The sequence below is a fragment of the Actinomadura meyerae genome, from assembly GCF_900188445.1.
Classification (GTDB): Bacteria; Actinomycetota; Actinomycetes; order Streptosporangiales; family Streptosporangiaceae; genus Spirillospora; species Spirillospora meyerae.
This window is the reverse complement of sequence record NZ_FZOR01000021.1, coordinates 87,896-113,354: the sequence shown is the minus strand read 5'-3', so window position 1 is coordinate 113,354 and position 25,459 is coordinate 87,896. Positions and strand designations below refer to the sequence as shown.

The following is a 25,459-nucleotide window of genomic DNA, read 5'->3' as shown; positions in this document are numbered from 1 at the left end:
ATCCGGACGCGCCGCGCACGGGACGACCCTGCCTCCGCCGACATACCTACCATCTACCGCGAAATAGGAACGTTCCGCCCGATACTCTGGTCCGACCTTTCGCGCACCCCGCATGAGCACCGGCACGGAGCGAGCAGCATGTACCCCCCTCAGCAGCCGGGCCCGCCGCCCGGCGGTCCCGGCTACCCTCCGCCGGGCGGGCCCGGGTTCCCACCGCCGGGCGGCCCCGGCCCCTACGGCGCCCCCGGCTTCCCGCCGCCCCCGCGGCGCGGCGGCGGCGCGCTGGTCCCGCTACTGATCATCGGCGTGGTGCTGGTCCTCGCGCTCGTCGGGGTCGGCGCGTTCCTCATCCTGGACGGGGACGACGACGACGACGCCGTCGCGATCCCGTCGTACACGCCCTCGTCCCCCCGCCTCGGCTCGACGCCGGAGGCGACGTCCAGCCCGTCGAGCGAGACGCCGTCCGGCGACCTGTCGGAGGTGCTGTCGACGACCATCCGGACCGCGAAGGGCAACACCTTCACCCGGGCCGGCACCCGCACCCAGTCGTGCACCTCCCGGGCCAACGACCGGCTCCGCACCGCCCTGCGCGCGAACCCGTGCACCGGGCCGATGTACTCGGCGGTGTACGCCGACCCGACCAAGAAGATCATCACCGCGGTGTCGATCATGACGCTGTCCAGCCCGTCCGCGGCGAGCAGCGTCAGCCGGGCCACCACCGACAAGGGCTGGCCGCTGCTGCTCACCCCGTCCAACGCCAGCGGGCTGCCGCAGCCGCGCCCGGACCCCGCCTACTGGACGCGGTCGTGGACGCAGGGCTCGCGCGTCATCTACGCCCAGTCCTACTGGACGACCGGCGCCGCGACCGGCGGGCGCGACGGCAGCGTCTTCGCCACCGCCGGGGAACTCGGCGTCGAGGTCACCAACACCCTCATCTGGAAGAACTGACGGCCGCCGGGCGCCCCGACGGGCGGCCCGGCAGCGCGTTCAGTGGGTCGCCGTGGGGGTGAGCGCGCGCGAGAACACCTCGTAGACGACCCTGGTCACCGCCGCGCGCGCGGCGGCGGAGACCTTGCCCATCTCTACGGAGCTGCCCGTCGCCAGATGCCGGTCGTACGGCACGAAGACCACCGGCAGGCCCCAGGCGGAGAGCATCTGCTGCGCGCGGTGCAGGTCGGCGCCCACCTGGGGCGCGTGCGAGACCATCGCGATGACCGTCCGGCGGAGAAGGTCCTGCTGGCCGTTGGCCATGTACCACTCGAGCGCCCCGCGCGCGCTGAGCGCGCCGTCGACCGTGCCGGGCGTCACCAGGACGAGGCCGTGCGCGTTCGCGACGACGCCCCGGTTCAGCTCGGTGAGGATCCCGGCGCCGCAGTCGACGACGGTGGTCCCCACGTACCGGCCCACCACGCTGAGGGCGTTCTGGAACATGTCCAGCGTGAACTCGCCCGCGATGCGCCCGCCCCGCGTCGACGACAGCACGAACAGGCCCTCGGGGGTGCGCGCCAGGTACCGGGCCGCCTCCTCGAACGAGCCCGGGTTCTGCCCCGCGAGGTCGAACAGCGACAGCTCGGTGCGGACGCCGAGGCGCAGCGGCAGCGAGCCGAGTTCGGCGTCGGCGTCGGCGGCGAGCACCCGGTCCTGCCGGTAGCGGGCCAGTTCGGTCGCGACGAGCGCCGCCATCGTGGTCTTGCCGGCACCGCCGCGCACGCTGGCCACGGCGAGCCGCCGGGTGCTCGGCACCGGCCGCCGCATGAGGTCGATGAACCCGGCGAGCTCCCTGGCCTCGCGCCCGCCGCCGCCCATCGCGTTGCGGACGCCGCGGCCCACCCGGCGGGCGAGGGGGTCGCCGTGCTGGTTCCTGCGGACGAGCTCCTGCGGCGGGATCTGGTGGCCGGTGCCCGCGGCCTGGTCGGCCGGGGCGGGCGTCTGCGCCTGCGCCGCCTGGGCGGAAGCCTGCGCGCCCGCGGCGGCGTCCTCACCGGACGGGGCCGACACCCCGCCGAGGACGGGGTTGACCGCCGACTCCCAGTCGAAGTCGGCGTGCACGAGAGGCTCGGCGGGCGGCTCCGGCGCGCTCGGGGCCTCGGGCGCCTGCGCGCTCTCGGGCACCGGCGCGCCGTGGGGAGGCTGGGCGGCCTCGGGCGCCTGCGGGCTCGCCTGAACCTGCGGGTTCTCCGCGGCCTGCGCGCTCGCCTGGGCCTGTGCGCTCGCTTGGGCCTGTGCGCTCTCCGTGGCCTGCGCGTTCTCGGCGGCCTGCGGGTTCACCGGCCACGCGGCCGGCTGCTGGGCGTTCTCCTGCCGCGGCGGCTCGCGCTCGGCCGTCGCCTGCTGGTCGGTGCCGGGCGCGTCCTGGCGCGGGGGACGCTCGTACCACTGCGCCGCCGCCTCGGGCTGCGGCTGGGGAGTCTCGGGCCGCCGCTCGGCGGGCGGCTGCTGCTCCTGGGGCTGCGGGTCGGGGAGCAGCGGAGCCGGCTCGCCGGCCCCGGTGCCGTTCTGCATGCCGGGCGCGGCGAAGGGCGGCGTCTCGGGAACCGGCTCGGCGGTGCCCTGCGCGGCCTGGGCGGGCTGCGGCGAGGACGGCACCGGCTGCGCGGCGGGCGCGGCGGGCGGTTGCTGCTCGAGCGCGGGACGGGGCGGTGCCTCCGCGCCCCAGGACGCGCCGCCCAAGCCGTGCGGCGCACGGTCGAGCCGCCGCAGGCCCCGGCCCGAAACGCCCATGTCACGCAGCACCGCCTGCTGCCAGCTGGAGTCGGACACCTGCCTCCCCTCTCAGCGGCCAGCCTATGAAACGCGCGCCACCGCACGCACCGGAACGGGGGGCGGGTGACGCGTCCCTTACAGCCTAGGAGCCCTCGCGTCCCAGCGTTTCACCGGCGCGGGGGCCTGCACAGGGAAACGCGGTCACGAATCGGATGCTTCACCGGCCGCGCGCGCCGCCTTCCGGGCCTGCGCCGTCTCGTAGGCGGCGAGGGCGCGCTCCCCGCCGGGCCGCAGCTCGAAGCGGATGCCGCGGTCGCCCTCGAACGGGTTGCGGTGGTCGAAGCCGCCGCGGTAGATCTCGTCCGGCACCCGCTCGGGGAACGCGTCGCAGTAGGGGACCCAGCGGTCGAGCGACGTCTGCGCGTCAGGGTTCGACCTCTTCTGCAACCGCACGCAGGCGTCACAGATGTTCGGTCTCCTGCGCATCGTCCGCCACCCTCCAATGTCGTACCGCCGGCCCCAGCAGTGTTCCACACCACCACCGGTGCACACCGAGTCCCTCTATTGTTATCGATCGTTGCATACCGGTTGCTAAACCCAGTTTGAGACCCGTATACATTGATCAATCCCTGTGTGTCTGTGATCGTGCGCGGTCGCGGGCTATCGCAAGCTCCCGACGAACAGAGGGGTGGCCGTGCGCGCTGAATGGCAGGCGCATATCGACGAACTCCTGCAGACCTACCAGGAGAAGCGCCAGCAGATCGCGGACATGCAGTCCCGCCTGGAGGCGATCGAGGCCGAGGCGGAGGCCGCCGACGGCATGGTGCGGGTGAAGGTCGACCGGCAGGGCCGGCTCACGTCCCTGGAGTTCGATCCGCGCGTGCAGCGCAAGCTCGGTTCCGAGGAACTCGCCGAGGCGATCCTGGAGGCGTCCAAGGACGCGCAGGCGCAGGTCGCCGAGCAGATGCGCACGGCGATGCAGGGACTCGTGCCCGAGGGCCAGTCCGAGGGCGGCTTCGACCTCACCAAGCTGCTGCCGGAGCGTCCCGACGACTTCGAAGCGGTCCGCGAGCGCCTGAGGATGCCGCCGCGATGACCTACGAGTACCTAGAGGTCGACACAGAAGAGCTGAAGCGCGCCGGCAAGGGGTTCACCACCGGCGCCACGCAGCTCGAAGCGATCTTCAACCGGCTCAGCTCGGCGCTGTCCGCCGAGGGCGAGTGCTGGGGCACCGACGAGACCGGCAAGACCTTCGCCGAGGGCTACAAGGAGCCCAGCACGCAGGTGCTGGAGTCGTTCCCGAAGCTCAAGGAGGGCCTGGAAGGCATCAGGAAGGGTGTCGACCAGATGGCCAAGACCTACAAGCAGGCTGAGGACTCCTCAAGGCTGAAGTGAGCTGATCCGTGGGTCTTGAAATCCCAGATTCGGTCCAGTGGCTGTCCTGGATCATCGGAGCCGACTGGCCCGAGGGCGACGAGACGGCGATGCGGCGCTGCGCCGAGGCGTGGCGCGCCGCCGGCACCGAGGTCGGCGAGCTGATCGAGGAGCTGAACCAGGCCGCGAACGACGTCCGCGCCGCGCTCGACAGCGGCGCCGCCGAGGAGTTCGGCAAGAACTGGGAGAAGTGGGTCTCCACCGACCCGCAGATCCTCACCAAGCTCATCGAGTCGTGCGAGAAGTTCGGCGAGACGCTGGACGGCGGCGCGCTCGACATCGAGTACGCGAAGTACATGTGGATCGCGCTGCTGATCATCACGGCGATCGAGATCGCCTATCTGATCGCGGCGGCCTTCGCGACGTTCGGCGCGTCCACCGCGGCCATCCCCGCCGTGGAGGCGGGGGCGCAGATCGCGTCCAGGACCATCTTCCAGCGGCTGCTGGAGTGGCTGAGCCGGCGCTTCATCGGCGCCGTGCTGAAGGGCGCGCTGGTCGGCGCGCTCGAGGGCGGCGGGCTCGACCTGCTCGTCCAGGGCATCCAGGTCGCGCAGGGCAACCGGGACGGCATCGACTGGAAGAAGACCGGCGCGGCCACCCTGGACGGCGCCATCGGCGGCGCCATCTCCGGCGGCGTCGGGCACGGCATCGGCAAGATCCCCGGTGTGGGCGACGCCGCCGACACCGCGCTCGGCAACATGGTCAAGGGCGCCGTCCGGGACGGCGCGTCCGAGGCCATCAGCGGCGTGGCCGGCACGGTCGCCACCGCCGCCATCCACGGCGACCCGCTGACCTGGGACGCCATCGCCAAGGGCGCCACGTCGGGCGCGTTCGGGGGTGCCGTCGGCGGCGCCAAGGACGGCCTCAACAGCTACAACTCGCCCACTCCGGGCGGTGAGCCCCCCACGCCGGGCGGCGATCCGCCCACCCCCACCCCTACACCCACACCGACTCCGTCGAACGACCCGTCGCCTTCGCCGTCGCCTTCGCCCTCCGGCGGAGGCGGCGAAGGAGGCGGCGGCGGAGGTACCAACCCCGGCGGGGGCGGGCCCTCCGGCGGCGGAGGCGGCGGTGGAGGTGGCGGCGGCTACTCCAGCGGCGGTGACGGCGGCGGCGGTGGAGGCGGGGGCGGAGGCTCCCATTCCAGCGGCGGCGGAAGCGGCGGCGGCGGAGGCGGGGGCGGGGGCGGTTCCCACTCCAGCGGCGGCGGTGACGGCGGTGGAGGCGGCGGAGGCGGTTCGTCCTCCGGCGGCGGAGGCAACCGCATCGCGACGCTGCTCGGCGACACCGGCGGCGGTGGCGGCGGAGGGGGAGGAGGCGGAAACGTCTCCCTGGCCTCCTCGGCTCCCGACGGCGGCGGCGCTCCCTCCGGCGGAGGCGGCGGTGGATCCGGCGGCGGGTCGGGCGGCGGCCTCGGCGGCAACCCGGCCGCGTTCGGCGGCTCGTCACCGTCCGGCGGCGGTGCTCCGGCCGCGGGCGGTGCTCCCGCGGGCGGCGCTGCGCCCGGCGGCATGGCGCCCATGGGCGGCGGCGCCGCTCCAGGCGGTGCGGCCCCCGGTGGCGCGGCCCCGGGTGGTGCCGCCCCTGGCGGTGGCTCGTCCTCGCCCGGCGGCAGTTCACCCTCTGGAGGCTCGTCCTCCTCCGGCGGCGGATCGTCTTCGTCGTCCGGTGGCGGGTCCTCTCCGGGTGGTTCCTCTTCTTCCGGTGGCGGGTCGTCCTCGTCGCCCGGCCGCGGTGGCTCGTCCACGTCTTCTTCGGGGGGCGGCGCGCCCGAGGGCTCCCGCCCGCACGGCGGCTCCACCCCCCATGGCGACGGGTCGTCCACGCCGCACCCCGGCACCGGCTCCCCCGAGAACACTGGCGCGGGCACTTCGCCGTCCAGCGATGCCCCGACCCCGCATCCCGGCGGCAGCCCCACGCCGGACGGTGCCACGCCGGACGGTGCCACGCCGAGCGGCGGCCCGACCCCGGGCGACAGCACGGCGCGCACCGACGCCCCGTCGCACACCGACGGCGCAACGCCGAGCACCGGCACCACGCCGAGCACCGGAACGACACCCAGCACCGGAACGACGCCCAGCACCGGAACCACACCGGGCAGCGGCACGACTCCGGGCGACGGCGCCACGCCGGGCCGCGGAACGACCCCGGGCGACGGCGCCACACCGGGCGACCGTCCGGCATCCGGCGAGCGCACCGGCACCACACCGAGCGAGGGCACCACACCGGGCGACGGCACGACGCCAGGCGACCGTCAGGCACCGGCGGACGGCACGACACCCGGCGACGGCACCACACCCGGCGACGGGCCCGGCGAGGGAACGACGCCCGGCGACGGCCCGACGCCTGACGAGGGCGCGACGCCCGGCGACGGTCCGACCCCCGACGAGGGCGCCGGCACGACGCCCGAGGACGGCACGGCACCGAACGAGGGAACGCCTCCCGCCGAGGCGGCCATGCCCACCGGAGAGCCCGCGCCTCGCGGCGGGGGGAGCACGCACACCGCCTCCGAGTCCCCCGGCGGTTCCGACGGGTCCGATCCGACGCGCGACCCCGGCTCGTCCTCCGACGACGGTTCCGGCGTGCAGCCCGGCATCATCGCGCCCATGCCGATGGGCATGATGGGCGGCCCCGCCGGCACCGCGTCGGCGAGCGTCGGCGGTCCCACCAACGGAGGCCCCACCAACGGCGGGACCGAGCGTCCGGCCGGCTCGCCGTCGCCATCCACGTCCCGGCCCGCGGACCGTCCCGGCGCGGACGGCAACCCCAACCTGGAGTCCCCGCGCCCGAAGCAGGACTCCCAGCCGTACTCCCCCGTGGACTCCGACGGCGTCGTGCGCAACGAGCAGACGCCGCCCGCGGACGACTCCGCACAGCAGGGCGGGGACGCGCCCCACAAGAAGGAGTCGGACGGCAGCACGCCGGACGACGGCTCCACCGACGACGGCGCGTCCGGCGACGGCACCCAGGGCAAGGGCGACCCGGCGGACGAGGCGCAGCAGCTCGCGGACGCCGAGCAGCAGGCCCGGGACATCCTCTCCCAGTTCGGCGACGACGCGCCCACGGTGGACTTCACGTCCAGCCCGATCGACCCGGCCGCCGCGCACGAGGTCAACAACGCCATCCAGGCGCTCGCCGCGGACTACCCGAGCACCATGCAGGGCCTGACCCACATCGGGTCGGAGGACTTCAACCAGTCGCTCGGGCCGGGCAACGACGACGTCCTCGCCTACGCGACGCCGGAGTCGAACGACCCCGGCATCTACCTCAACGACGAGGCGTTCGCGGACAACGCGCAGCGCGCCGAGGACGGCGCCGACGAAGAGGCGACGGGCTTCACCGTGCCCGGCGGCGGCTCCACCGAGGGCGTCTTCACCCACGAGTTCGGCCATCACCTCGGCGAGCAGCTCCTCAACGACCCGCAGATGCTCGGGGACCTGAACCAGGCGGTCTCCGGCGCGCTCGGCATCCCGTACGACGCGACCCAGCCGCACGACCCCGCCACGCAGCAGCGCGTGGAGAACGCCCTGTCCGGCTACGGGTCCGGCGACCCGCACGAAATGATGGCGGAGGCGTTCACCGAGTACCGCCTCCCCGAGAACCCCCGTCCGCTGGCCCAGGCCATCGGCCAGGTCATGGACCGCCACCTTGGCGCCAACAGCGGCAACACGCCCGCGCCGAACAACACCGGCGGCACCGGCGGCGGCTCGACGACGTCCCCGAACCCGGACGGCGCCGCGCCCGCGAACGGCACCGCCCAGAACACCGAGGGCGGCCAGCCCCGGATCGGGGAGAACCAGCCGGGCTCGGACCCGACACAGGACGGCACGGGCGGCGACCCGACCCGCGCGGAGGACGGCACCTCTCGGCCGGACGACGGGCAACCGCGCACCGAGAACGAGCAGCCGCGCACCGACGAAGGCCAGCCCGGCGACGCCGACGAGGGCCAGCCCCGCACCGACGGCGAAGGCCAGCCACGAGACGCCGACGACGGGCAACCGCGCGACGGGCAGCCGCGGGACGCCGACGAAGGCCAACCGCGGAACGACGCTGAAGGCCAGCCGCGCGAGGACGGCGAAGGCCGGCCACGTGACGGCCAGCCTCGCGACGCCTCCGAAGGCCGGCCCCACGACGGGCAACCGCGTAACGACGCCGAGGGCCAACCCCGTACCGATGGCGAAGGTCAGCCGCGCGACGGCCGGCCCCGCACCGACGCCGAGGGCCAGCCGCGCAACGACGGCGAGGGCCAGCCGCGCAACGACGGCGAAGGGCAGCCCCGCACCGACGGTGAAGGCCAGCCGCGCGACGGGCAGCCGCGGGCGCGGGAGGGGCAGCCGGAGGACTCCGGCGGGCAGCCTCCGCACCGGGACGTGCCCGAGAACCTCCCGGAGGGTCTGCACGACGCCTGGCGCAACAGCACGGAGACCCCGGCGGGGCGGGCGCTGTACGGTCCCGACGAGCCGCACATGCGCGGCGCGGCGGCGATGGTGCCGCCGGACCCCGCGGGCCGCTTCGTCCTCGACGCGCACGGCGACCGCAACGGGCTGATCGTCGGCGACCGGCCGATGAGCGCCACGGAACTCGCGACGCTGATCCGCAACGACCCGAACTGGGGCGGTCGCGACCTGCTCCTGCTGGCCAACAACAGCGGGGACGGCCGGTTCGCGGCCGACCTCGCCCAGCAGCTCGGAGTCCGGATCACGGCACCGAGGGGCGCCGTCGACCTCGACGCGCACGGCAACCCCGAGTCGGCCCGCTGGTCCGTCCACGACCGCGACGGCAGCGAGGTGGCGCCCGACCCGGTGCGCCGCTTCACCAGCAACGACGAAGGCCAGTGGTACGGCGACAGCCGGCTCGGCGACCAGTTCCAGAACCTGCCGCCGCACCTGCAGAACGCGCTGTACCAGTACACGGTCCAGTCGATGCCGAACCCGTTCCTGCGGCCGGGAGCGGACCTGCAGGGCGCGCTGGACTACTGGCACGGCCAGTCCGACCGGGCCTCGGCGCTGGTCGGCATGCACGACGGCACGAACATGCCGACGGTGGCCGACCTCGAGCGGCTGTCGACGAACCCGAACCTCACTCCGGAGCAGCGGGCTCTCGTCGACGGCGTGCTGCGGTCGCCCGACCCCGAAGCCACGCTGAAGCGGATGACCGGGGACGCGCAGTACTGGTCGTTCCTTAACCAGTACTTCGGTGAGACGCCCACCGTGGACGCCTTCAACAGGCGGATCGGCGACCTCGACCAGGCGTTGAGCCAGCCCCTCCCGGAGCCGGTGCAGACCGAGCGCGGCCTGCACGACGTGAGCTTCATGCGGCTTCCGGACGGCACGGCACTCGGCCCGCGCGACGCGCAACTGCTGGTCGGGACGGTCCAGACGGAGCCGGGGTACATGTCGACGTCGCTCGGGCGCGAGCCCGCCGTCGTCGACAACAACCCGTTCGAATACCGCATCCACATCGACCTGCCGGAGGGGTCGCACGGCGTCTGGATGGGCGGCGAGAGCGCCTACCCGGACCAGCGCGAGCTGATCCTGCCGCGCGGCACCCGCTACCAGATCACGAGCGTTGACCTCAACGGCCGGGACATCGACGGCAACCCGATCGTCGAGATCCGCGCGACCGTGATCCCGCCGGGCGCCCCCGACCCGGGCCCGCTCAACACCAGCGGCACGTCGGCCACGCCGGGGACCGGAAACCCCGCGTACGAGGGGGCACCGCCCAACCCCGGCCCCTCACGTGCCCCGGGTTCACCGCCGCACCCCGGCACGTCCGACCCGGGTTCGCCCCCCGCGGGGCCGCCCCGGTTCCGCTCGACGCCTCCGGCCGACCCGGGCGGCTCCTCCTCGGCGAACACGCCCGGCGGCAACGACTCGGGTCCGCGCCCCGGCACCGACGGCCCGGCCGCCCGCCCCGGCGAGGGTCCGGCGACCCCCGGCGGTGAGGGACCCGCCGCACGCGGTGACAGCGGCCCGGCCGCACGCGGCGGTGAAGGACCCGCCGCCCGTGGCGGCGAGGGTCCTGCGGCCCGTGGCGGCGAAGGCCCCGCCGCACGCGGTGGCGAAGGACCTGCCGCACGCGGCGGTGAAGGACCTGCCGCACGCGGCGGTGAAGGATCCGCCGCACGCGGTGACGACGGTCCGGCGGCGCGTGGCGAGCACGACCCGGCGGCGCGTGGCGAGCACGACCCGGCCGCGCGCGGCGACGACGCCGCGTCGCGCTCCGACGACGACCAGCGGCACGGCGACGACGACGGCCGGCCCCACGACGACGGGGACACCGGCGAGACGCCGCCCGAGAACCTCCCCGACCACCTGCACGACGTCTACCGCGGCAGCCAGGAGACCCCGGGCGGGCGGGCCTTCTACGGGCCCGGCGAGGGGTCCATGCGGGACCTCGCCTCGCGCGTGCCAGCCGACCCCCAGCGGTTCATCGTCGACGGCCACGGCGACGCCGACGGCATGCGGGTCGGCGACCGCCGGCTCAGCGTGGACGACGTCGCCGACCTGATCCGCAACGACCCGAACTGGGACGGCCGCGAGGTCATGCTGCTGTCCTGCGAGACGGGCGACGGCCAGTTCGCCGCCCAGCTCGCGCAGCGGCTCGGTGTCCCGGTCACCGCGCCGCGCGGGCTCGCCTGGTCGGACGCGGACGGGAACGTCTACGCTTCGTCCGGCCGGCCCGGCGAGGACGGGCGGACGCGCCCCGACCTGCCACCGAACGGCGGCTGGCAGACCCACCGCCCGGACGGCTCGGTCACCCCGGCCGGACGCGACGGCTACGCGCCCGGCCACCCGCGGGAGGACGCCGGTGCGGGCGAGCCGCCGCGGTCCGGCGACGGCGACGACGGCGGCGGCGGCGAGGCGACCCGGGGATCGCCCACCCAGCATCCGTGGAATCCGCCGCAGGTGGACCGGGCCGCCACCCAGAACCACGCGCTGCGCCCGGACCAGCACGCCGCGGACGCCACCTACCCGAAGCAGGAGGGCCGGCACCGCATCCTCGCACTGGACGAGAACGGCAACCCGGTCCTGGACGCCAACGGGCAGCAGATCGTCCGGTCGATCGTCTACACGGACGCCGACGGCCAGGTCACCCACGTCACGAACCCGCAGGCGGAGGGCGAGCCCCACGCGCTGCGCAACCCGAACGAGAACATCGACCTCACACAGCCGAGGCCGGGCGTCGTCCACCAGATCGACTTCGGCCACGGCGACCCGCACGTCTTCGCGGGCGGCGACGACGGGCGTTCGCCCGCGGCGGCGCCGTTCGACCCGCCGACCCACACGGCGGACGGCGAGCCCCTCAGCGAGGTCACCCGGACCCACGACCCCGCGGACGGCCCGTACAGCGCGCAGCAGCCGCTGGACGCGAAGAACTCCCGGGTCGAGGTCCGCGGCCCGGACGGCAGCCTGCACGGCATCTTCTGGACCGATGCCGACGGCAACATCACCCACGTCCGGACGTGGTACGGCGACCAGGACGGCGTCCGCAACTACAACCCGGAGCTCGGCCTCCTCTCGCACAAGAACGACGGGGTCCCGCTTCCCAACGTCAACTACATGGTCGAGCCGCGGGAGCGCTTCCGGACCCTCGGCTCCGACGACTTCGACCCGGTCGAGGCCGTCCGCCGCGGCGACCTCGGCGCGCTGGAGGAACCCGACCAGAACGGCCTGCCCGGGACGACCACGGCCGGCGCCAACCCGTCGGCGCACCAGGTCCCTCCCGGCACGTTCCTGTTCCACACCGACGACAACGGCCAGGCCGACATGGCCACCGGCCGTCCCGACTACGCGGCGGGCGGCGGCGCCCGCTACGGGGCGCAGGGCCACGTCGGGCACATGGGGAACAAGGAGTACCCCGGCACCCGGTTCAACGGCGGCCACATCTTCGGCCACCAGGGGCAGGGCCCGCGCGAGCGGATCAACTACTTCCCGCAGTGGGAGGTCGAGAACCAGGGTCAGAACGCCCACCAGGTCACCCGCCCCGAGAGCTGGTACGGGCTGGAGGAGCGGCTCGCCGCGCTCGACCAGGACCCCCACAACGACGTGCGGGTCGACCGGTTCGAGTTCTTCGCCGAGCCGAACCACACCCGCGAGGGCACCCTCGCCTACACGCCGCAGGTGATCCACGCGCGGTGGGCGCAGACCGACTTCAGCACCGATCCGCCGACGACGACGGTCCACTACCGGACGTTCTACAACCTGCCGCCGAACCAGCTCGGCACGACGCCGACGCTGCCCGTCGACGGCAACGGGGACCCGAAGGGTCCGGCGCGCCCGTTCGGCTGGGCGGAACCGGAGGCCAGGTCGGCGGGCGAGCCGCCGCAGCCGATGGCCCGCTCGGCGGGCGAACCACCGGAGGGGACGCCCCGCTCGGACGGGGAGCCGCCAGAGACCGCACCCCGGTCGGCGGACGAGCCGCCCGAGGGGACGCCACGCACGGACGACACCCCGCAGCGGGCGTCCGACGAGGTGATGCGGGCCGTCCACGACGACCCGGCCGTCCGGGACATGCTGGACCAGGCCGGGGAGCCGCTGGGCGACCAGCTCCGCACCCAGCTGCGCGACACGCTGCCCAACCACCCGGAGCTGGCCCGGATCATCGCCGGCGACGGCCTGAACGACGTGGAGAGCTCCCTCCGCGAGTCGCTCCTCGCCCGCCCGAAGACGCTGAACAGCGTGCTGAGCCACCCGGAGGCCGTGGGGATCCTCGAAGGGGCCGTGCACGACGTCAACGAGCGCGGCGCGGAGGCCATCCTCGGCGGGGAGCGGGTGAAGGCGCAGCCGACGCCGCTCACGCCCGAGCAGGAGCAGGTCAGCCGCGACCTGGCCGACTCCGTCGCGGAGTCGCGGCGGCCGGGCGAGGCCGAGAACCCGCGGGTCGCGCCGGACCAGCCCGGCTTCGACCCGTCGCGGGTCGACCCCGAGGCCGGGCGCGACGACCCGTACATCAACGCCTACCTGGACGGGCTCTACGACGCCAAGCACGAGTCCGAGGCGGTGCTGCACGCGCTCGTCCACGATCCGGAACTCGCGGAGATGGGCGCCGACCCGAAGCTGCGCCCCGGCGACAAGGACCGGACCCGCGCCCTCGACAAGATCATGGGCGACTACCAGGGGGACGCGAGCCGCCTGAACGACCTGCTCGGGGCCCGCATCCAGTTCCGTTCCGTGGACGGGCTCTACCGGGCGCTCGGCGACATCCAGCGGATCGCCGGGAACCACGGGGTCGAGATCGTCTCGGTGAAGGACCGGATGCAGACGCCGGTGCCGAGCGGCTACCGGGACGTCCAGATGACGATCCGCATGCCGAACGGGCACATCGGCGAGCTGCGGCTGCACCTGCGGTCGATCGACGACGTCGCCTCCTACGAGCACTCGCTGTACGAGGTGCGCCGGGACCTGCCGAACGTCGCGCAGTCCCAGGACCGGGACCTCACCCCGGAGGAGCGCGCGCTCGACGAGGCCATCAAGCAGCGCGTGATCGGCCGCTTCCAGGACGCCCTGGACGAGGCGCTCACCGACCCGCCGCCGCGCGCCCGCACCGCCGGACCGCAGCACGCGCCGCCCGCCGACGCTCCGGCGGCGCGTCCCGAACCGGCGTCCCGTCCGGAGCCCGAGCCGGCGTCCCGGCCGGAACCGGAGCCGGAGCCGCAGGCCGCGCAGGGGACCGTGCCCCCGCCGCGGCCGGAGGTGGCGGCCAAGTACGGCTGGTACTCCGAGCCCGCACCGCAGCCGGTCGCGCCCGGCGGGCCGGCCCCCGAACGCGGACCCGCCGCCCCGTCCGACACCGCACCGTCCAGCACCGGCCGCACGGGCACGGACCCGTCCCACACGGATCCGACCCACACCGACCCGACCCACACCGACCCGACCGAGACCGGCCGGACCGACACCGACCCGGCCGAGACCGCCAGGGCCGATTCGGACCCGTCCGACGCGGACAAGGGCGACGCGGACCCGTCAGACGCGGACAGGGCCGACGCCGACCAGGGCGACGGCGCCGACACGGTGCCCGCCGACCTGCCGCAGCACCTGCACGACGTCTACCGGGACAGCGAGAGCACCCCGGCCGGGCGGTCGTTCTTCGGCCCGGACGAGCACGCCATGCGCGACCTCGCCCGCCGCGTCGCGTCCGATCCCGACACGTTCGTGGTCGACGGCCACGGCGACCGGGACGGGGTGCTGGTGAACGGCCGGCGGCTCAGCGTCGACGACATGGCCGCGCTGATCCGCAACGACCCGAACTGGAACGGCCGCCAGGTCATGCTGCTGTCCTGCCGGACGGGCGAGGGCGACTTCGCCGCCCAGCTCGCGCAGCGGCTCGGCGTGCCGGTGGTGGCGCCGCGCGGCCTGGCCTGGTCGGACTCCGACGGCAACGTCTTCGCCTCGTCCGGCCGCACCGACCCCGACGGGCAGCAGCGGCCCACCTGGCCGCCGGACGGCGGCTGGGACGTGAACCGCCCGGACGGCACCGTCCTCGCGAGCGACGGCGCCCACCCGCCGGGCCACACCCCGCCGCACGACGGCGAGAACGGGCCGCCGCGGGACGCCGAGGCCCGCGGGCTGCGCGACTGGCTGCACCCCGAGGGCCGCACGGACGAGAACGGCACCCACCGCTTCCACACCGACCGGCAGGGCGAGCGGTACGGCGAGAACCGGCTCTCGCACGTCTTCCGGAACCTGCCGGAGCCGCTGCGGCGCGCCGCGTGGTGGTACACGCGGCAGTCCATGCCGAACCGGTTCCTGCGGCCGGGCGGGCCCGACATCGGCGCCCACCTGAACCGGCTCGCGTGGTCGGACTGGTCCGCCCAGCAGCTGCGGCACCTCAACGGCGGGCGGATGCCGACCCGGCTGGAGGAGATCGTCCGGCTGCGGAGCCGCACCGACCTCGACCAGCACCAGCGACAGCTCGTGGAGCGGCTGCTGGCGCCGCCGCTGACGTCGGTGACGGCGCGGCTGGAGCAGTTCACCGCCGACCAGCAGGAGCGCAACTGGCTGCGCCAGTACCTCGGCGAGGAGCCGACGGAGCAGGCGTTCTGGCGGCGCATCGCCGAGCTGGACCAGGCGCTCCACCAGCCGCTGCCCGAACCGGTGCAGGCGGTCCGCGGCGTGGACAACGTGAACTTCCTGATCGCCCGGGACGGCCTGCCGCTCAACGGCCGCGACGCCGAGGCACTGGTCGGGACGGTGCAGACCGAGGGCGCCCCGATGTCCACGTCGCTGGGACGCAACCCGGCGCAGGTGGACGGGCAGAGCTTCGGCAACCGCATCCACCTGGTGCTGCCGCCGGGCAGCCACGGGCTGTGGATGGGCAGCCGCAGCGCCTTCCCCGACCAGCGCGAGCTGATCCTGCCGCGCGGCACCCAGTACCAGATCACCCGCGTCGTGCACACCGGCTACGAGAACGTCACGCTCCGCGACGGAACGGTGCAGCGAAGGCCGACCTACGATATAGAGGCGGTGGTCATTCCCCCGGGGCCGCCTCCAACGCCCAGGTCAGGGCCTTGATGGGCGGACGTCGATGTGAAAGGTGCGCGCGAGATGAGTGACCTGCCTCCCCCGTGGGATCCGGGCGCTCCCGCCGGCGTGCCGGGGGCGCCGCCGGCGTTCCCCGACCCGCCCGAGCCGCCGGGCGAGGCCCGGTCGTACGCGCACTGGACCCGGGAACCGGTGATCTACTACTGGGTGCGGCTGCGCGGCCGGGTGATCGGCTGCCTGTGGGGGTCGGCGGGCCGGCAGGCCGCCGGGTTCCTGCTCGCCCCCGACGTCTCGGAGGCGGAGATGTTCGCCGCCGACCGCTGGGAGGACCGGCTCGCCGAGGCGTACGCGGCGGGCGTGCCCGCCGCCGAGGCCGTCCGGCGCTGGAAGGGCGCCCCCGAGGACCCGACGGCCGGTGCGATCGCGCCGGACGAGCCCGAGCGGCAGGCCCCCGACCTGCGGGCCCTGCACCAGGTGGTCGCGCCCGGCTACCCGCCGCCGGAGGGGCCGTCGGTGCAGGACGGCAGGTTCGAGGACGGAACGCCGGTCGACCGGTCGCAGGGGTTCGGGCCGCTGGTGAGCGTCATGCCGCCGACGTACCCGGAGCTGACCGCCGCGGCCGTCCGGTACCTGCCCGTCACCCTCGGCGGGACGGTCGTGGGCTTCGTGTGGGCCTCCGTGGACGGCCGCGCCGCCGGCTACATGGCCCGGGTGCCCGCCGGCACGGCGGGCGAGGTCGCGGCCGGCCTGTGGAAGCTGCGGCTCAGCGAGGCCCACCGGGAGGGCGTCCCGTCCCTGGAGGCGCTGCGGCGCTGCGCGCTCGCGCCCGAGGACCGGCTGTCGGGCGTCATCGGCCGGGACGCGCCCGCGCAGGAGCTGCCGGGCCTCGACGCGCTGCGCGAACTCGCGCGCCGGTAAGGGAGCGAAGTGGCTGAGACGTATCCGCAGTACTACGCCTACGAGGGCCGGCCGGTCGTCTTCGTCGAGACGCCCGACGGCGGCCTGTCCATCCTGGCGCTGTCCGCGCGGACCGGTGAGTTCGAGCGCGACCGGTCGTACCTGGACAAGATCTGGTTCGGCACGACCGCGGACATCGAGACCCTGACCCGCGACGAGTTCATCCAGCGGGTCGAGGAGTACCGGGGCCGGCGGCTTCGCGGCGACGGCCCGGCGTTCGCGCTCTACGAGACCATCAACGGCATCGAGGACGCGGCCCGCGCCGAGCCGCGCCGCCTCACGCCGGAGGAGAAGGCCCTCATCCACACGCTGCGTCTCCGCGTCCACGAGCTGTTCGAGGCGGAGCTGCGCGAGCAGGGACGCCAGGGGACGCCCCCGGCTTCGTGATGCCCGGAACGCTCCCCGAGCTGCCGCAGGACGAGCAGGACCTCGTCGCGCGGCTCCATCCCGAGAGCGCCTGGACGTTCGTCTGGGCGCGCCGGGTCCTGCGCGACCTCGTCGGCGACGGGGTCGCGCGGTTCCTGGTGGGGCGGATCGCGCCCGGCCACTGGTCGGTGCTGCGCGGGGACGGCGCATGGCTGGCCGTCCGGTGCGCGGACGGGAACGGCGCGGACGGGAACGGCCCTGACGGTGAGGCGAGCCCGTCCCATGCGGCGTCCTTCGACTCGGCCGGGGACGCCGTGGCGTACGCGGCGGCGGGGCTGGTCGTCGACGCGGAGGTGACCGTCCACGAGGACCTCCTCCGGATCCAGGGCCTCGCGGGCGACTCCTGGGACGACGCCGCGAGACGCCTCGTCTGGGGGCTGACGGACGAGGGCGAACGCCTGGTGGAAGCGGCCCGAGACGACACACGCCCCCGCTACGGGACGTCCTTCCTCCCCCTGGGCCGGGTGCTCGAACAACGCAGGGGATACCAGGTGATCCCCCGGGCGCCCCGTCCGGACGGCGGCGCCTATCTCGCCGAGCACGACCTGTTCACCCAGCACGTCCGGGTGCGCCTCCCCGGAGAGTTCGGCGCGAGCACCGGCGAGGAGCTCCCGGAGGACACCCTCCTCGACACCTACGCCGACGAGGACGAGCCCTACCTCTTCACCCTGGAGACGCCGTTCGAGCGCCGCGGGCTGTCGGGGACGGGCGTCGGACGCGAACGCAAGTTCTTCCTCGTACGGCGCCCCATCCACGTGTACGCGGGCTTCCCGGTGCGGGAGACCACCGTTCCCGCGCGCGGCAGGGGCTCCGGCCCGTCCGACGAGGGCCAGGGCTATCTCCTGCCGCGCCCGATCACCGCCCTGCTCGACAGCGGCGACATCGCCCGGATCTCCGAGGCGGAGACATTGCGCATCTACCGGGAGCAGCGCGCGTCCCGGCAGCGGCGGAACGGCTGATCCCATCCGGTGAGGAGGTGAGGAAGAGTGCTGAGCACGGCTGAGCAGGACGCGCGGCTGGACGCGATCGCGTCCCGGATCGCCCCGCTGGCGCCCGCCGGGGCGAAGTCCCTGGAGTTCTCCTACCGCGCGGTGGGCTCCTCGTTCGAGACGGCCGTCCTTCCCTTCACCGCGCGGCCGATCGAGGCGCGGCTCCCGTCGACCGGCGTGTACCCGCTGGTCCGCGAACTCCGCTCGCTGATGTACATCGACGGCGAGGGCACCTGGCTGGAGATGAACCTGAAGCTCCGCCTCCGCGCCTCCGCCGCCCCCGAGTGGGACGTCCGGTTCCAGAGCGTGGACGAGATCCTGTTCGCGGACGAGGTCCCCCCGGCTGCGGCCGCCGAAGAGCTGCGCGCGTTCCCGCAGGCACCGCACCGCGTCCCGGAGTGGATGGCGGAGCTGGCGGCCGTCCAGGAGGCGGCGGACCGGTTCGCCCCGGACGCCTTCGAACCCCAGCCGGAATCGGACCTCGCGGCCGCCCTCCCGGACGGTCTCGCCGGGCTGTTCGACACGGCCCGCGCCAAACTGCGCGACATACTGCCCGAAGGCCAGGCCGGCCGGTTCCTGGTCGGCGGGATCGCCGACGGATGCTGGTCGGTCCTCCACCTTCCGCCCGCATGGCTCGCCGCGCGCATGGACGGCGGCGCCTGCGTCGAGCAGCGGGCGTTCACCGGCCCGGCGGCCGCCGTGGCGTTCGCGGCGGGCGCCGTGCTCGCCGAGGCCGGAGCCGAGGTGAACTCCTCGGTGCTGCGGGGCGCCGGAGCGCTGGACGAGTCCGTCAACCGCGCCCAGGGCGTCCACGCCTGGCGGCTCACCGCCAACGGCGGGAACGGGGGGCGGCAGGTCCGCCGCTCGATCGCCGCCGAACGGCCGCGCGGCGCCGACCTGCGGGACCGCCGCTTCTTCGCGCTGTCACCGCTCGACAACCGGCCGGGCGGGTACTTCGTCGTCCACCCGGGCCCGGTGCCCGCCACGGGCGACTTCGTCAGCACCCACCAGATCTTCGAGTGGCACATCGGGACATCGCTCCCCAAGGCGGCCGAGGTCACCCCGCCCCCGGTCGAGGACGTGGTGCTGGAACCCGGCACGGAGTTGGACACCTACGAATCCACCAGCCTCGGAAAGCTGTTCACCATCGGCACGCCGATCGAATGGCGCGAGCTGGACGGCTACCCCGACGAGCCGCCCCGCACCTTCCGGGTGCTGCGGCCCCTCCGCGCGACGCCCCTCCGCCCCGAAGGCCGGACGTTCCGCCGCTCCGGCGAGCGGGGCCCCAAGCGGCTGCCGGAGAACCGCGGCCGGGGCTACGACCTGCCGCGCGCGATCATCGACCACGTCCGGGACGGCGACCTCACCGAGATCAGCGGCCCCGGCGGCGACCCCGTCCCGCCGCGCGACCAGTGGGAGACCGGCGGATAGCCGCATCCCGGCACGAACACGTCCGGACCGCACGGCCACCGGGCACGGGAGCAATAGACTTGCGCGACGGAGAGAGGAGCAGCGACGCGATGAACCAGCCCCCCGCCGAGGTTCCGGTGCCGCAGGGACCGCGGCCGTACGACCGGCAGCGCTACGAAGAGCTGACGCAGCGGCTCGGCATGGCCCTGCTGCAGGTCGCGCCCGCCGGCTGGCGCCGCATCGACCTGCGCATCCTCATGCTGGCCGGCGTCACCGACCTCCGCCTCTCGGTGATCATGCCGGACGGGTCCTCCCCCGCCGCCGACCCGCCCCGCGAGTGCGCGCAGATCGCCGCGGAGCTGCGGTCCATGATGTACCGGCCCGGTGAGGGCACCTGGTTCGGGATGCGGTTCATGATGGACCCGCCGAGCGCCTACTGGGTCAGCTTCAACGCCGACTTCGACCCCGGTTGGGAGCCGCCCGCCGCGCCCGAGGAATGGGCCCGCGACCTGGCCCTGTTCCCCCGCGACGACGCGCACGTCCCCGGCTGGCTGCGCGAGCGGCTCGGCCAGGGCGCGGACGCGCACGGCGGATGACTCCCAAGGCCAGCCCCCGACGGACGGAAAGAGGTAAGTCGTGAGCGAGAACGGGTCGCTGAACCCCGTCGAGCAGAACGACCTGCTCCAGCAGATCACCCTGCTGCTGACGCACATCCTGCCTCCCGGGTGGGGGGAGTGCACGGTCGTGCACCGCTCGCTCGGGCGGCACACCGAGACCCTCGGGCAGCTCCGCCTGGTCACCGGGCCGGGCCTGCCCGCCCCCTTCGACGTGCCCGCCGCGCTCGGCGAGCTGTTCGAGCGGCTGCGCGCCGGCATGTACGCGCCCGGCCTCGGCACCTGGTTCACCGCCACCTTCACGCTGACGTTCCCGTTCACCTACGACGTCCGCTACGACCGCGACGGCGAGCCGCAGTGGCAGACCCCGCCGCCGCCGGACACCCCGGAGGCCGAGCTCCGCAGGTTCCCCCGCGACGCCGAGCACGTCCCGGCCTGGCTGGGCGCCCCGGCTTCGGAGGGCATGCGCATCGCCCGCCCCTTCGACGGCACCTCCCCCGACGGGCGGCCCGAGGTGCGGCGGCCCGAGGTCCCCGGGGACGAGCGGGAGCCGATGGTCCGCTACCTGGAGCAGGCCCCGATCGTGCTGGCGGCCCGCAGCTACGACAGCGACGCCCTCGACCCCGAGCACGCCCGTAACGTCCCGCTGACCTACCACACCGACGGCACCTGGATCTGGCCCGGCGCCGTCGGCTACTACCTGCGCGCCCACGGCGTCCCGCCGGAGCCCGAGCTCGCCGCCCACATCCGGCAGGCCGGGTTCCGGGTGCCGGACGTCGCCGACAACGTCCGCTCCGCCGCGGTCGCGACCATCACCGGCTCGGAGTCGTCATGAACCTTCCCCCGCCGAACGGCCCGCAGGGCGTCCCCCCGGTGCCCGCCTTCGCGGAGTCGAGCACGTCCTACTCCCACCGGACCCGCAAGCCGATCGTGTACCTGCCGGTGATGCTGAACGGCCTCCACATCGGATACCTCTGGGCGGGGATGGACGACGAGTCCGCCGGCTTCATCCGCCGCAACCAGTACCTGGACGAGGCGTTCGGAGCCCCCGCCGTGTGGTCGGAGCGGCTCCGGGAGTCCTACCAGCAGGGCCTGCCGTCCCGCGAGGCGATCCGCCAGTGGATCGGCCGCCCCGAGGACCCGCGCGGCGGCGGCGTCCCGGCCGACGCCCGCGAGGAGACCGCGGACAGCAGGGCCACGCTGGCCGACCTGGCCAACCCGGACGCCGAACGCTCCCCGTGGGAGTCCCTCAGCGACGGCGTGTTCCCCGACGGCACCCCGATGGACCGGTCGGAGGGCTGGGGGCCGCTCCACTTCGAACTGCCCCCCGGCTACGACCTGACCACCGACGGCCCCGTCCAGTACCTGCCGGTCGTCCAGGGCGACGTCGTCCTCGGCTACCTCTGGCAGGGCGGCACCGCCGCGCTGTTCCTGGCCCGCACCGACGCGGCCGCCCTCGGCGGCGACGCCGCCGGCGTCTGGATCCAGCGCCTCCGCGACCTGTACGCGCGGAACGTCCCGGCCTCCGAGGTCCTCTCCCACTGCCGCGCCATGCCCGCCGACCCCGTCGCGGGCGCCGTCCCGCCCGACGCGGCCGTGCAGGAAGCACCGTCCCTGGCCGCCCTCCGCGAGCGCGCGGACGTCCACGAGCAGTCGCTGCGCCTGGCCAACAACCCGGTCCCGGGCGACCCGGAAGTCATGCAGCGCCCCGCCCTGGACGCGGCCGAACGCGACGCCGTCCTGCGCTACCTGCGCGAGGCCCCGGTCGTGTACGACAGCGGCCGCCTGTTCACCGACGCCTTCGACCCCGCGCGCCCCGCCAACGTCCCCGACACCTACCAGACGGACGGCACCTGGATCTGGCTCGGCGGCGTCCCCCACCACCTGGAGCACCACGACATCCCGCCGGAGCCCGACCTCCTGCGCCACATCCGGGACAACAACGCCCAGCTCCCCGCGGAAGACCCCGCCACGCGCGAGCGCGCCAAGCGCACCCTCCGCTGGCACCGCCTTCTGGTCCCACCTCCCATGTGAGACCGCGCAACCCGACCGCGCTCGGCTAGCTGGCCCTCTGCCGCGCGATCTCCTGTGCTGCCCTCCGCAGCCCCATCTGGATCACCGCATAGGCGACGAAGGAGCAGAGCGCCGCGAGGAAGAGCACCGCCACGGCGGCCTCCGGCAGGACCGTGAACGGAGTGCACAGCAGCAGGAGCGCGCCGAGCACGAGAAGCGCGTTCCCCGTGCGCATCCGCTCCCGATGCGGCAACTCCGCATAAGGCACCTTGACGCCGCGGGAGACCGAATAGCTCCCCACGGCGTTGCGAGTCCGCACTCCGGCGGCGACACAGGCGAGCCCCAGCAGCGCGTACGCCACGGTGCCAATGATCACAGGCACAACAAGACCTCTTCAGAATCAGTCCACCGTCTGGAGCGCCAGAGTATCTCCAGGGCCGACATCCCTCCGGTTTTTGCATCCGCCGAAGAGCGGGTTTTTGGTCGTCCGATATGAAGTTCCATGGAACTGGTCAGGGCGCCGGTGGAGTCGAAGACCATGCCGACGGGCCACTTTCGCGGCTTTGCCGGCGACCACCGAACCAACCTTTTCAGAAAATCGCCCACGATGGGCGATACCGGCCACTACAGTGGCCGCAATCGTTGATCAACTATTCGAGCGAACTCGAAACACCGTCGCGGACGGCCGGGGAGTCCCATGATGTTCAGCGCCAATGACTTCGACATGGACAAGCTCGTCGAGGACGCGCAGCAGCGCGTGGCGAAGATGGCGGCGCTCCGGGAGCAGACGGCGCAACTCACCGGGCACGCCGAATCGGCCGACGCGCGCGTCCGGGTCACGAGCAGCGCGGACGACCCGGTCGCGGAGTTGCACATCGATCCGCGGGCGATGCGGATGCCGGCCGAGGAGCTGGCGGAGGCCATCCGCAGCACCGTCAAGGCCGCCCGTCGCGACCTCGACCGGCAGGTCGAGGAGCTCGCCGCCTTCGAGTACGGGGACTCGGTGAACCCCCTAGAGCTGATGCGGAACAAGGAGGCGCTGAAGGAGACGCTCGGCGAGGTCCAGGGCATGTTCGAGAAGGCCGGCCGGGAGACGCAGGGAATGATCGAGCAGCTGCAGCGCAACCTCGGCATCTCCGGGCAGGCTCCGCCCCGGTGACGCGGTCCGCGAGTACCCGAGCATCGAGGACGGAGTGACGGATGGGCGATAACAAGATCAACAACATCATCAACGGGCCGAGTCCGACTCCGGCCCCCAGTGCGTCCCCGCCGGGCGCGTCCCCTTCCGGGACACCGTCCACCGGGGGCCGTCCCGCGCCGGCACCAGCGCCGACGCCCACTCCCGCGACGCCGGCGCCGAACGCCGGCGCCAAGGCGACCGGCCAGGTGCATTTCTCCCCCGAATCACTGAAACGGCTCGGCGACGCCCTGGAGAAGGACGTCGGTGCCATTCTCAAGAGCGCCCGGTACAAGCTGAACGTCAAGCCGCGCGATGCCCAGCCCGACGCGTTCACGACCTTCGGCTTCTTCTGCGCGACGGCCTACACCGAACTGATCGAGTTCACCGACCAGGACCTCATCGACAAGACGAAGCTGCTCATGGACTTCAACGACAGGCTGCACCAGGCCGCCAAGATCCAGGACGAGGCCGACCGCAAGTCGACGATCAAGAAGGGCTCCTGATGACCGACGTTCTGGGGGCCGCGAAGGGCCTCGCCCAGGCCGCGATGTACGAGTGCATCTTCGTCTCCACGGTGATCCCCGCCGCCATTCCGATGAACCCGATCGTGTACCAGGCCCAGGGCGACCCCAAGAAGATCTGGGACGCCGCCGACGGGTGGAAGGAGACGATCGACGAGCTCACCAAGGCCAAGGAGCAGATCGAGACACTGACGCGCGGCGTCCAGCAGACCGCCTGGGAGGGCGACGACCGCACCGCCTTCGAGCAGCGGGCCGAGGAGTACCGGCAGCAGCTCGAGGCCGCGATCGCCACGGCCTGGGTCGTCGCCATCGCGCTGTGGATCCTCGCCGTCATGATCGCGGTGTTCATCTACCTGATGTTCATCATCATCACGCTGCTCGGGATCTTCGCCGCGGCCATCTGCATCGCGGCGGGCAGCATCATCGGGGCCCCCGCGGCCGTCGAGCTCGAAGCGCAGGCGAACCAGTTCGCGACCATGGCCTACCGGGTGCTCAGCATGGGCTCGAAGGTGCTGACGATCACGTTCGGCGCCACCGCCGGGATCTTCGGCCTCGCCTGCGCGGGCAACATCGCCTGGCAGTGGGGCCACGGCAACGACGACGTGTTCAAGACCTTCGGCCAGGCCACGGTCAACGGGCTCGACGACATGCTGAAGGGGACCCTCAACTTCCTGGAGCAGAAGTTCACCGCCAAGTTCATGGGCGAGGGGCAGGCCGGGAAGTGGACGGGCATACCGCAGTCGAGCCGTGTCGCGCCGCTCACCGGGCTGGAGCGGGGCGTCACGGGGCTCGGCGCCGTCGACACCGCTAACGGCGGGCCCGTCCTCGTCGCGGGCGGCGAGAAGCTCGCCGGAGCCGCCGGCATCAAGGGCGACGAGTACGGCAGCGGCGAGGACGGCGAGCCCGACCCCGGACGCAACTACGTCGACAAGACCCAGCCCCACCGCTGACGCGGCCGGACGAGGTGCATCGTGTCGCTCCGTATCATCGTCGCGGCGGCGGTCTTCCTGCCGATCCTCGCCGTGATACTCCTGCTCGGGATCGCCGCGTACCGGGGGCGCTGGCATTCCTGGCACGGGAACGACGGCTTCTTCCGTTGGCCGTACGCGCCCCTCGCCGGGGCTTGGTTCGCGTCGTCCATGCTGCTGATCACCGCGGCCCTGCTGGTGGCCACGGTCGTCCCCGGCGTCGTGGTCGCGGTGATGCTGGCGATCGCCTTCCTGCTCCTGCTGGTCTCGATCGTCGTCTACGTGCATTCCCCGAGGTGGCTGCTGCCCGGGTACGTCCGGTGGCTGGACGGCGACGCCGGCTTCACCGAGCGCCCCGCCTGCCTGGACGCGTACCGGAATTCGCGGCTGAACAGGGTCATGCGCAAACTCACCCTCGACCCCCGGCGGGAATTCTGAGGCGCGGTCAGTCGAAAGGGTCTTTCCTCGCCTGGCGGACCGTGTTGATCAGCACCAGGACGCCCGCGCCCAGACCGAGGACCATCGACACCAGCATCACGGCGCCGGCGGCCCCGTCCGACTTGTCCAGAGCGAACATGACCAGCCACACGCCCATGAAGACGTTGGAGACGGCGATGTACTGAAGCCCCTCCAGTTCCCTGCGGCGCCCGGCCCGGAACAGGCAGGTGCCGCAGCAGATCAGGCCGAGCACGATCAGGCCGACCCCGACCGCGAGCTCCATGTTCTTCATGCGCCTCGACCCCGCATGCCATCACCCGACG

20 protein-coding genes are annotated in these 25,459 nt (G+C 73.8%); 16 read left to right on the top strand and 4 right to left on the bottom strand.

Annotation, left to right across the window (positions count from 1 at the left end):
* The first annotated feature begins 138 nt into the window (after window positions 1–138).
* Entirely contained in the window at window positions 139–948 is an 810-nt protein-coding gene (locus CHF16_RS21830) for a hypothetical protein (protein WP_089327954.1), read from the top strand.
* Window positions 949–987: 39 nt separating this feature from the next.
* Here the strand turns inward: CHF16_RS21830 and CHF16_RS21825 are convergent, their stop codons facing one another.
* Window positions 988–2,760 carry a MinD/ParA family ATP-binding protein gene (locus CHF16_RS21825; RefSeq protein WP_089327953.1) on the bottom strand — a complete coding sequence of 591 codons (1,773 nt, stop codon included), beginning with the start codon at window positions 2,758–2,760 and terminating at the stop codon, window positions 988–990.
* A gap of 144 nt (window positions 2,761–2,904) precedes the next feature.
* Window positions 2,905–3,189 (bottom strand): hypothetical protein, encoded by a 285-nt coding sequence (locus CHF16_RS21820; protein WP_143228083.1) that lies wholly within the window; start codon window positions 3,187–3,189, stop codon window positions 2,905–2,907.
* 208 nt (window positions 3,190–3,397) lie between these two features.
* Here CHF16_RS21820 and CHF16_RS21815 point away from each other — a divergent pair, with 208 nt between their 5' ends.
* The 10 genes from CHF16_RS21815 to CHF16_RS21770 all read left to right on the top strand — a co-directional run bounded on the left by CHF16_RS21815 (window position 3,398) and on the right by CHF16_RS21770 (window position 22,050).
* Window positions 3,398–3,799, top strand: a complete 402-nt coding sequence (locus CHF16_RS21815; protein WP_143228082.1) for a YbaB/EbfC family nucleoid-associated protein — start codon at window positions 3,398–3,400, stop codon at window positions 3,797–3,799.
* Complete coding sequence (locus CHF16_RS21810; RefSeq protein WP_089327950.1) at window positions 3,796–4,098, top strand: WXG100 family type VII secretion target; 303 nt, start codon at window positions 3,796–3,798, stop codon at window positions 4,096–4,098. Before CHF16_RS21815 ends, CHF16_RS21810 begins: the two co-directional genes overlap by 4 nt.
* Window positions 4,099–4,106: 8 nt before the next feature.
* On the top strand, window positions 4,107–15,650 hold the full coding sequence (locus CHF16_RS40400) for an ADP-ribosyltransferase (RefSeq protein WP_179271636.1): 11,544 nt from the start codon (window positions 4,107–4,109) through the stop codon (window positions 15,648–15,650).
* 33 nt (window positions 15,651–15,683) lie between these two features.
* The gene (locus tag CHF16_RS21800) at window positions 15,684–16,538 is read left to right on the top strand and encodes a hypothetical protein (protein WP_089327948.1); all 855 of its coding nucleotides are present in this window, start codon (window positions 15,684–15,686) and stop codon (window positions 16,536–16,538) included.
* Window positions 16,539–16,547: 9 nt separating this feature from the next.
* Complete coding sequence (locus CHF16_RS21795) at window positions 16,548–16,964, top strand: hypothetical protein (protein WP_089327947.1); 417 nt, start codon at window positions 16,548–16,550, stop codon at window positions 16,962–16,964.
* Complete coding sequence (locus tag CHF16_RS21790; RefSeq protein ID WP_089327946.1) at window positions 16,964–17,962, top strand: hypothetical protein; 999 nt, start codon at window positions 16,964–16,966, stop codon at window positions 17,960–17,962. Before CHF16_RS21795 ends, CHF16_RS21790 begins: the two co-directional genes overlap by 1 nt.
* A gap of 27 nt (window positions 17,963–17,989) precedes the next feature.
* On the top strand, window positions 17,990–19,423 hold the full coding sequence (locus tag CHF16_RS21785) for a hypothetical protein (RefSeq protein ID WP_089327945.1): 1,434 nt from the start codon (window positions 17,990–17,992) through the stop codon (window positions 19,421–19,423).
* 89 nt (window positions 19,424–19,512) lie between these two features.
* Entirely contained in the window at window positions 19,513–19,998 is a 486-nt protein-coding gene (locus CHF16_RS40395; protein WP_179271635.1) for a hypothetical protein, read from the top strand.
* A gap of 40 nt (window positions 19,999–20,038) precedes the next feature.
* Complete coding sequence (locus tag CHF16_RS21775; protein ID WP_089327943.1) at window positions 20,039–20,851, top strand: hypothetical protein; 813 nt, start codon at window positions 20,039–20,041, stop codon at window positions 20,849–20,851.
* Complete coding sequence (locus CHF16_RS21770) at window positions 20,848–22,050, top strand: hypothetical protein (protein WP_089327942.1); 1,203 nt, start codon at window positions 20,848–20,850, stop codon at window positions 22,048–22,050. Before CHF16_RS21775 ends, CHF16_RS21770 begins: the two co-directional genes overlap by 4 nt.
* 25 nt (window positions 22,051–22,075) lie before the next feature.
* Here CHF16_RS21770 and CHF16_RS21765 read toward each other — a convergent pair whose 3' ends face one another.
* Window positions 22,076–22,390, bottom strand: coding sequence for a hypothetical protein (locus CHF16_RS21765; protein ID WP_143228081.1), 315 nt, complete (start codon window positions 22,388–22,390; stop codon window positions 22,076–22,078).
* Window positions 22,391–22,531: 141 nt separating this feature from the next.
* On the opposite strand from CHF16_RS21765, the gene CHF16_RS40390 reads away from it, so the two are divergent.
* Genes CHF16_RS40390 through CHF16_RS21745 form a run of 5 tightly spaced genes read left to right on the top strand, consistent with a single transcriptional unit; the run spans window position 22,532 to window position 25,136 of the window.
* Window positions 22,532–22,675 (top strand): hypothetical protein, encoded by a 144-nt coding sequence (locus CHF16_RS40390; protein ID WP_179271634.1) that lies wholly within the window; start codon window positions 22,532–22,534, stop codon window positions 22,673–22,675.
* Window positions 22,676–22,729: 54 nt separating this feature from the next.
* Entirely contained in the window at window positions 22,730–23,188 is a 459-nt protein-coding gene (locus CHF16_RS21760; protein WP_179271633.1) for a YbaB/EbfC family nucleoid-associated protein, read from the top strand.
* A 41-nt stretch (window positions 23,189–23,229) separates the two neighbouring features.
* A complete protein-coding gene (locus tag CHF16_RS39585) occupies window positions 23,230–23,712 on the top strand; it encodes a hypothetical protein (RefSeq protein WP_143228080.1) in 483 nt (160 codons plus the stop codon).
* Window positions 23,712–24,680 carry a hypothetical protein gene (locus tag CHF16_RS21750; protein WP_089327938.1) on the top strand — a complete coding sequence of 323 codons (969 nt, stop codon included), beginning with the start codon at window positions 23,712–23,714 and terminating at the stop codon, window positions 24,678–24,680. The genes CHF16_RS39585 and CHF16_RS21750 overlap by 1 nt, the downstream gene beginning before the upstream one ends.
* A gap of 21 nt (window positions 24,681–24,701) precedes the next feature.
* Window positions 24,702–25,136: a hypothetical protein gene (locus CHF16_RS21745; protein WP_089327937.1), complete on the top strand. Its 435-nt coding sequence runs from the start codon at window positions 24,702–24,704 to the stop codon at window positions 25,134–25,136.
* 7 nt (window positions 25,137–25,143) lie between these two features.
* On the opposite strand, the gene CHF16_RS21740 is transcribed toward CHF16_RS21745, so the two are convergent.
* Window positions 25,144–25,428 carry a hypothetical protein gene (locus CHF16_RS21740; protein ID WP_089327936.1) on the bottom strand — a complete coding sequence of 95 codons (285 nt, stop codon included), beginning with the start codon at window positions 25,426–25,428 and terminating at the stop codon, window positions 25,144–25,146.
* Window positions 25,429–25,459: the final 31 nt, after the last annotated feature.

Coding starts and splice junctions, on each gene's coding strand:
- CHF16_RS21830 (WP_089327954.1), top strand. CDS start 139: ATGTACCCCCCTCAGCAGCCGGGCCCGCCGCCCGGCGGTCCCGGCTAC.
- CHF16_RS21820 (WP_143228083.1), bottom strand. CDS start 3,189: ATGCGCAGGAGACCGAACATCTGTGACGCCTGCGTGCGGTTGCAGAAG.
- CHF16_RS21810 (WP_089327950.1), top strand. CDS start 3,796: ATGACCTACGAGTACCTAGAGGTCGACACAGAAGAGCTGAAGCGCGCC.
- CHF16_RS21800 (WP_089327948.1), top strand. CDS start 15,684: ATGAGTGACCTGCCTCCCCCGTGGGATCCGGGCGCTCCCGCCGGCGTG.
- CHF16_RS21790 (WP_089327946.1), top strand. CDS start 16,964: ATGCCCGGAACGCTCCCCGAGCTGCCGCAGGACGAGCAGGACCTCGTC.
- CHF16_RS40395 (WP_179271635.1), top strand. CDS start 19,513: ATGAACCAGCCCCCCGCCGAGGTTCCGGTGCCGCAGGGACCGCGGCCG.
- CHF16_RS21770 (WP_089327942.1), top strand. CDS start 20,848: ATGAACCTTCCCCCGCCGAACGGCCCGCAGGGCGTCCCCCCGGTGCCC.
- CHF16_RS40390 (WP_179271634.1), top strand. CDS start 22,532: ATGGAACTGGTCAGGGCGCCGGTGGAGTCGAAGACCATGCCGACGGGC.
- CHF16_RS21760 (WP_179271633.1), top strand. CDS start 22,730: ATGTTCAGCGCCAATGACTTCGACATGGACAAGCTCGTCGAGGACGCG.
- CHF16_RS39585 (WP_143228080.1), top strand. CDS start 23,230: ATGGGCGATAACAAGATCAACAACATCATCAACGGGCCGAGTCCGACT.
- CHF16_RS21750 (WP_089327938.1), top strand. CDS start 23,712: ATGACCGACGTTCTGGGGGCCGCGAAGGGCCTCGCCCAGGCCGCGATG.
- CHF16_RS21740 (WP_089327936.1), bottom strand. CDS start 25,428: ATGAAGAACATGGAGCTCGCGGTCGGGGTCGGCCTGATCGTGCTCGGC.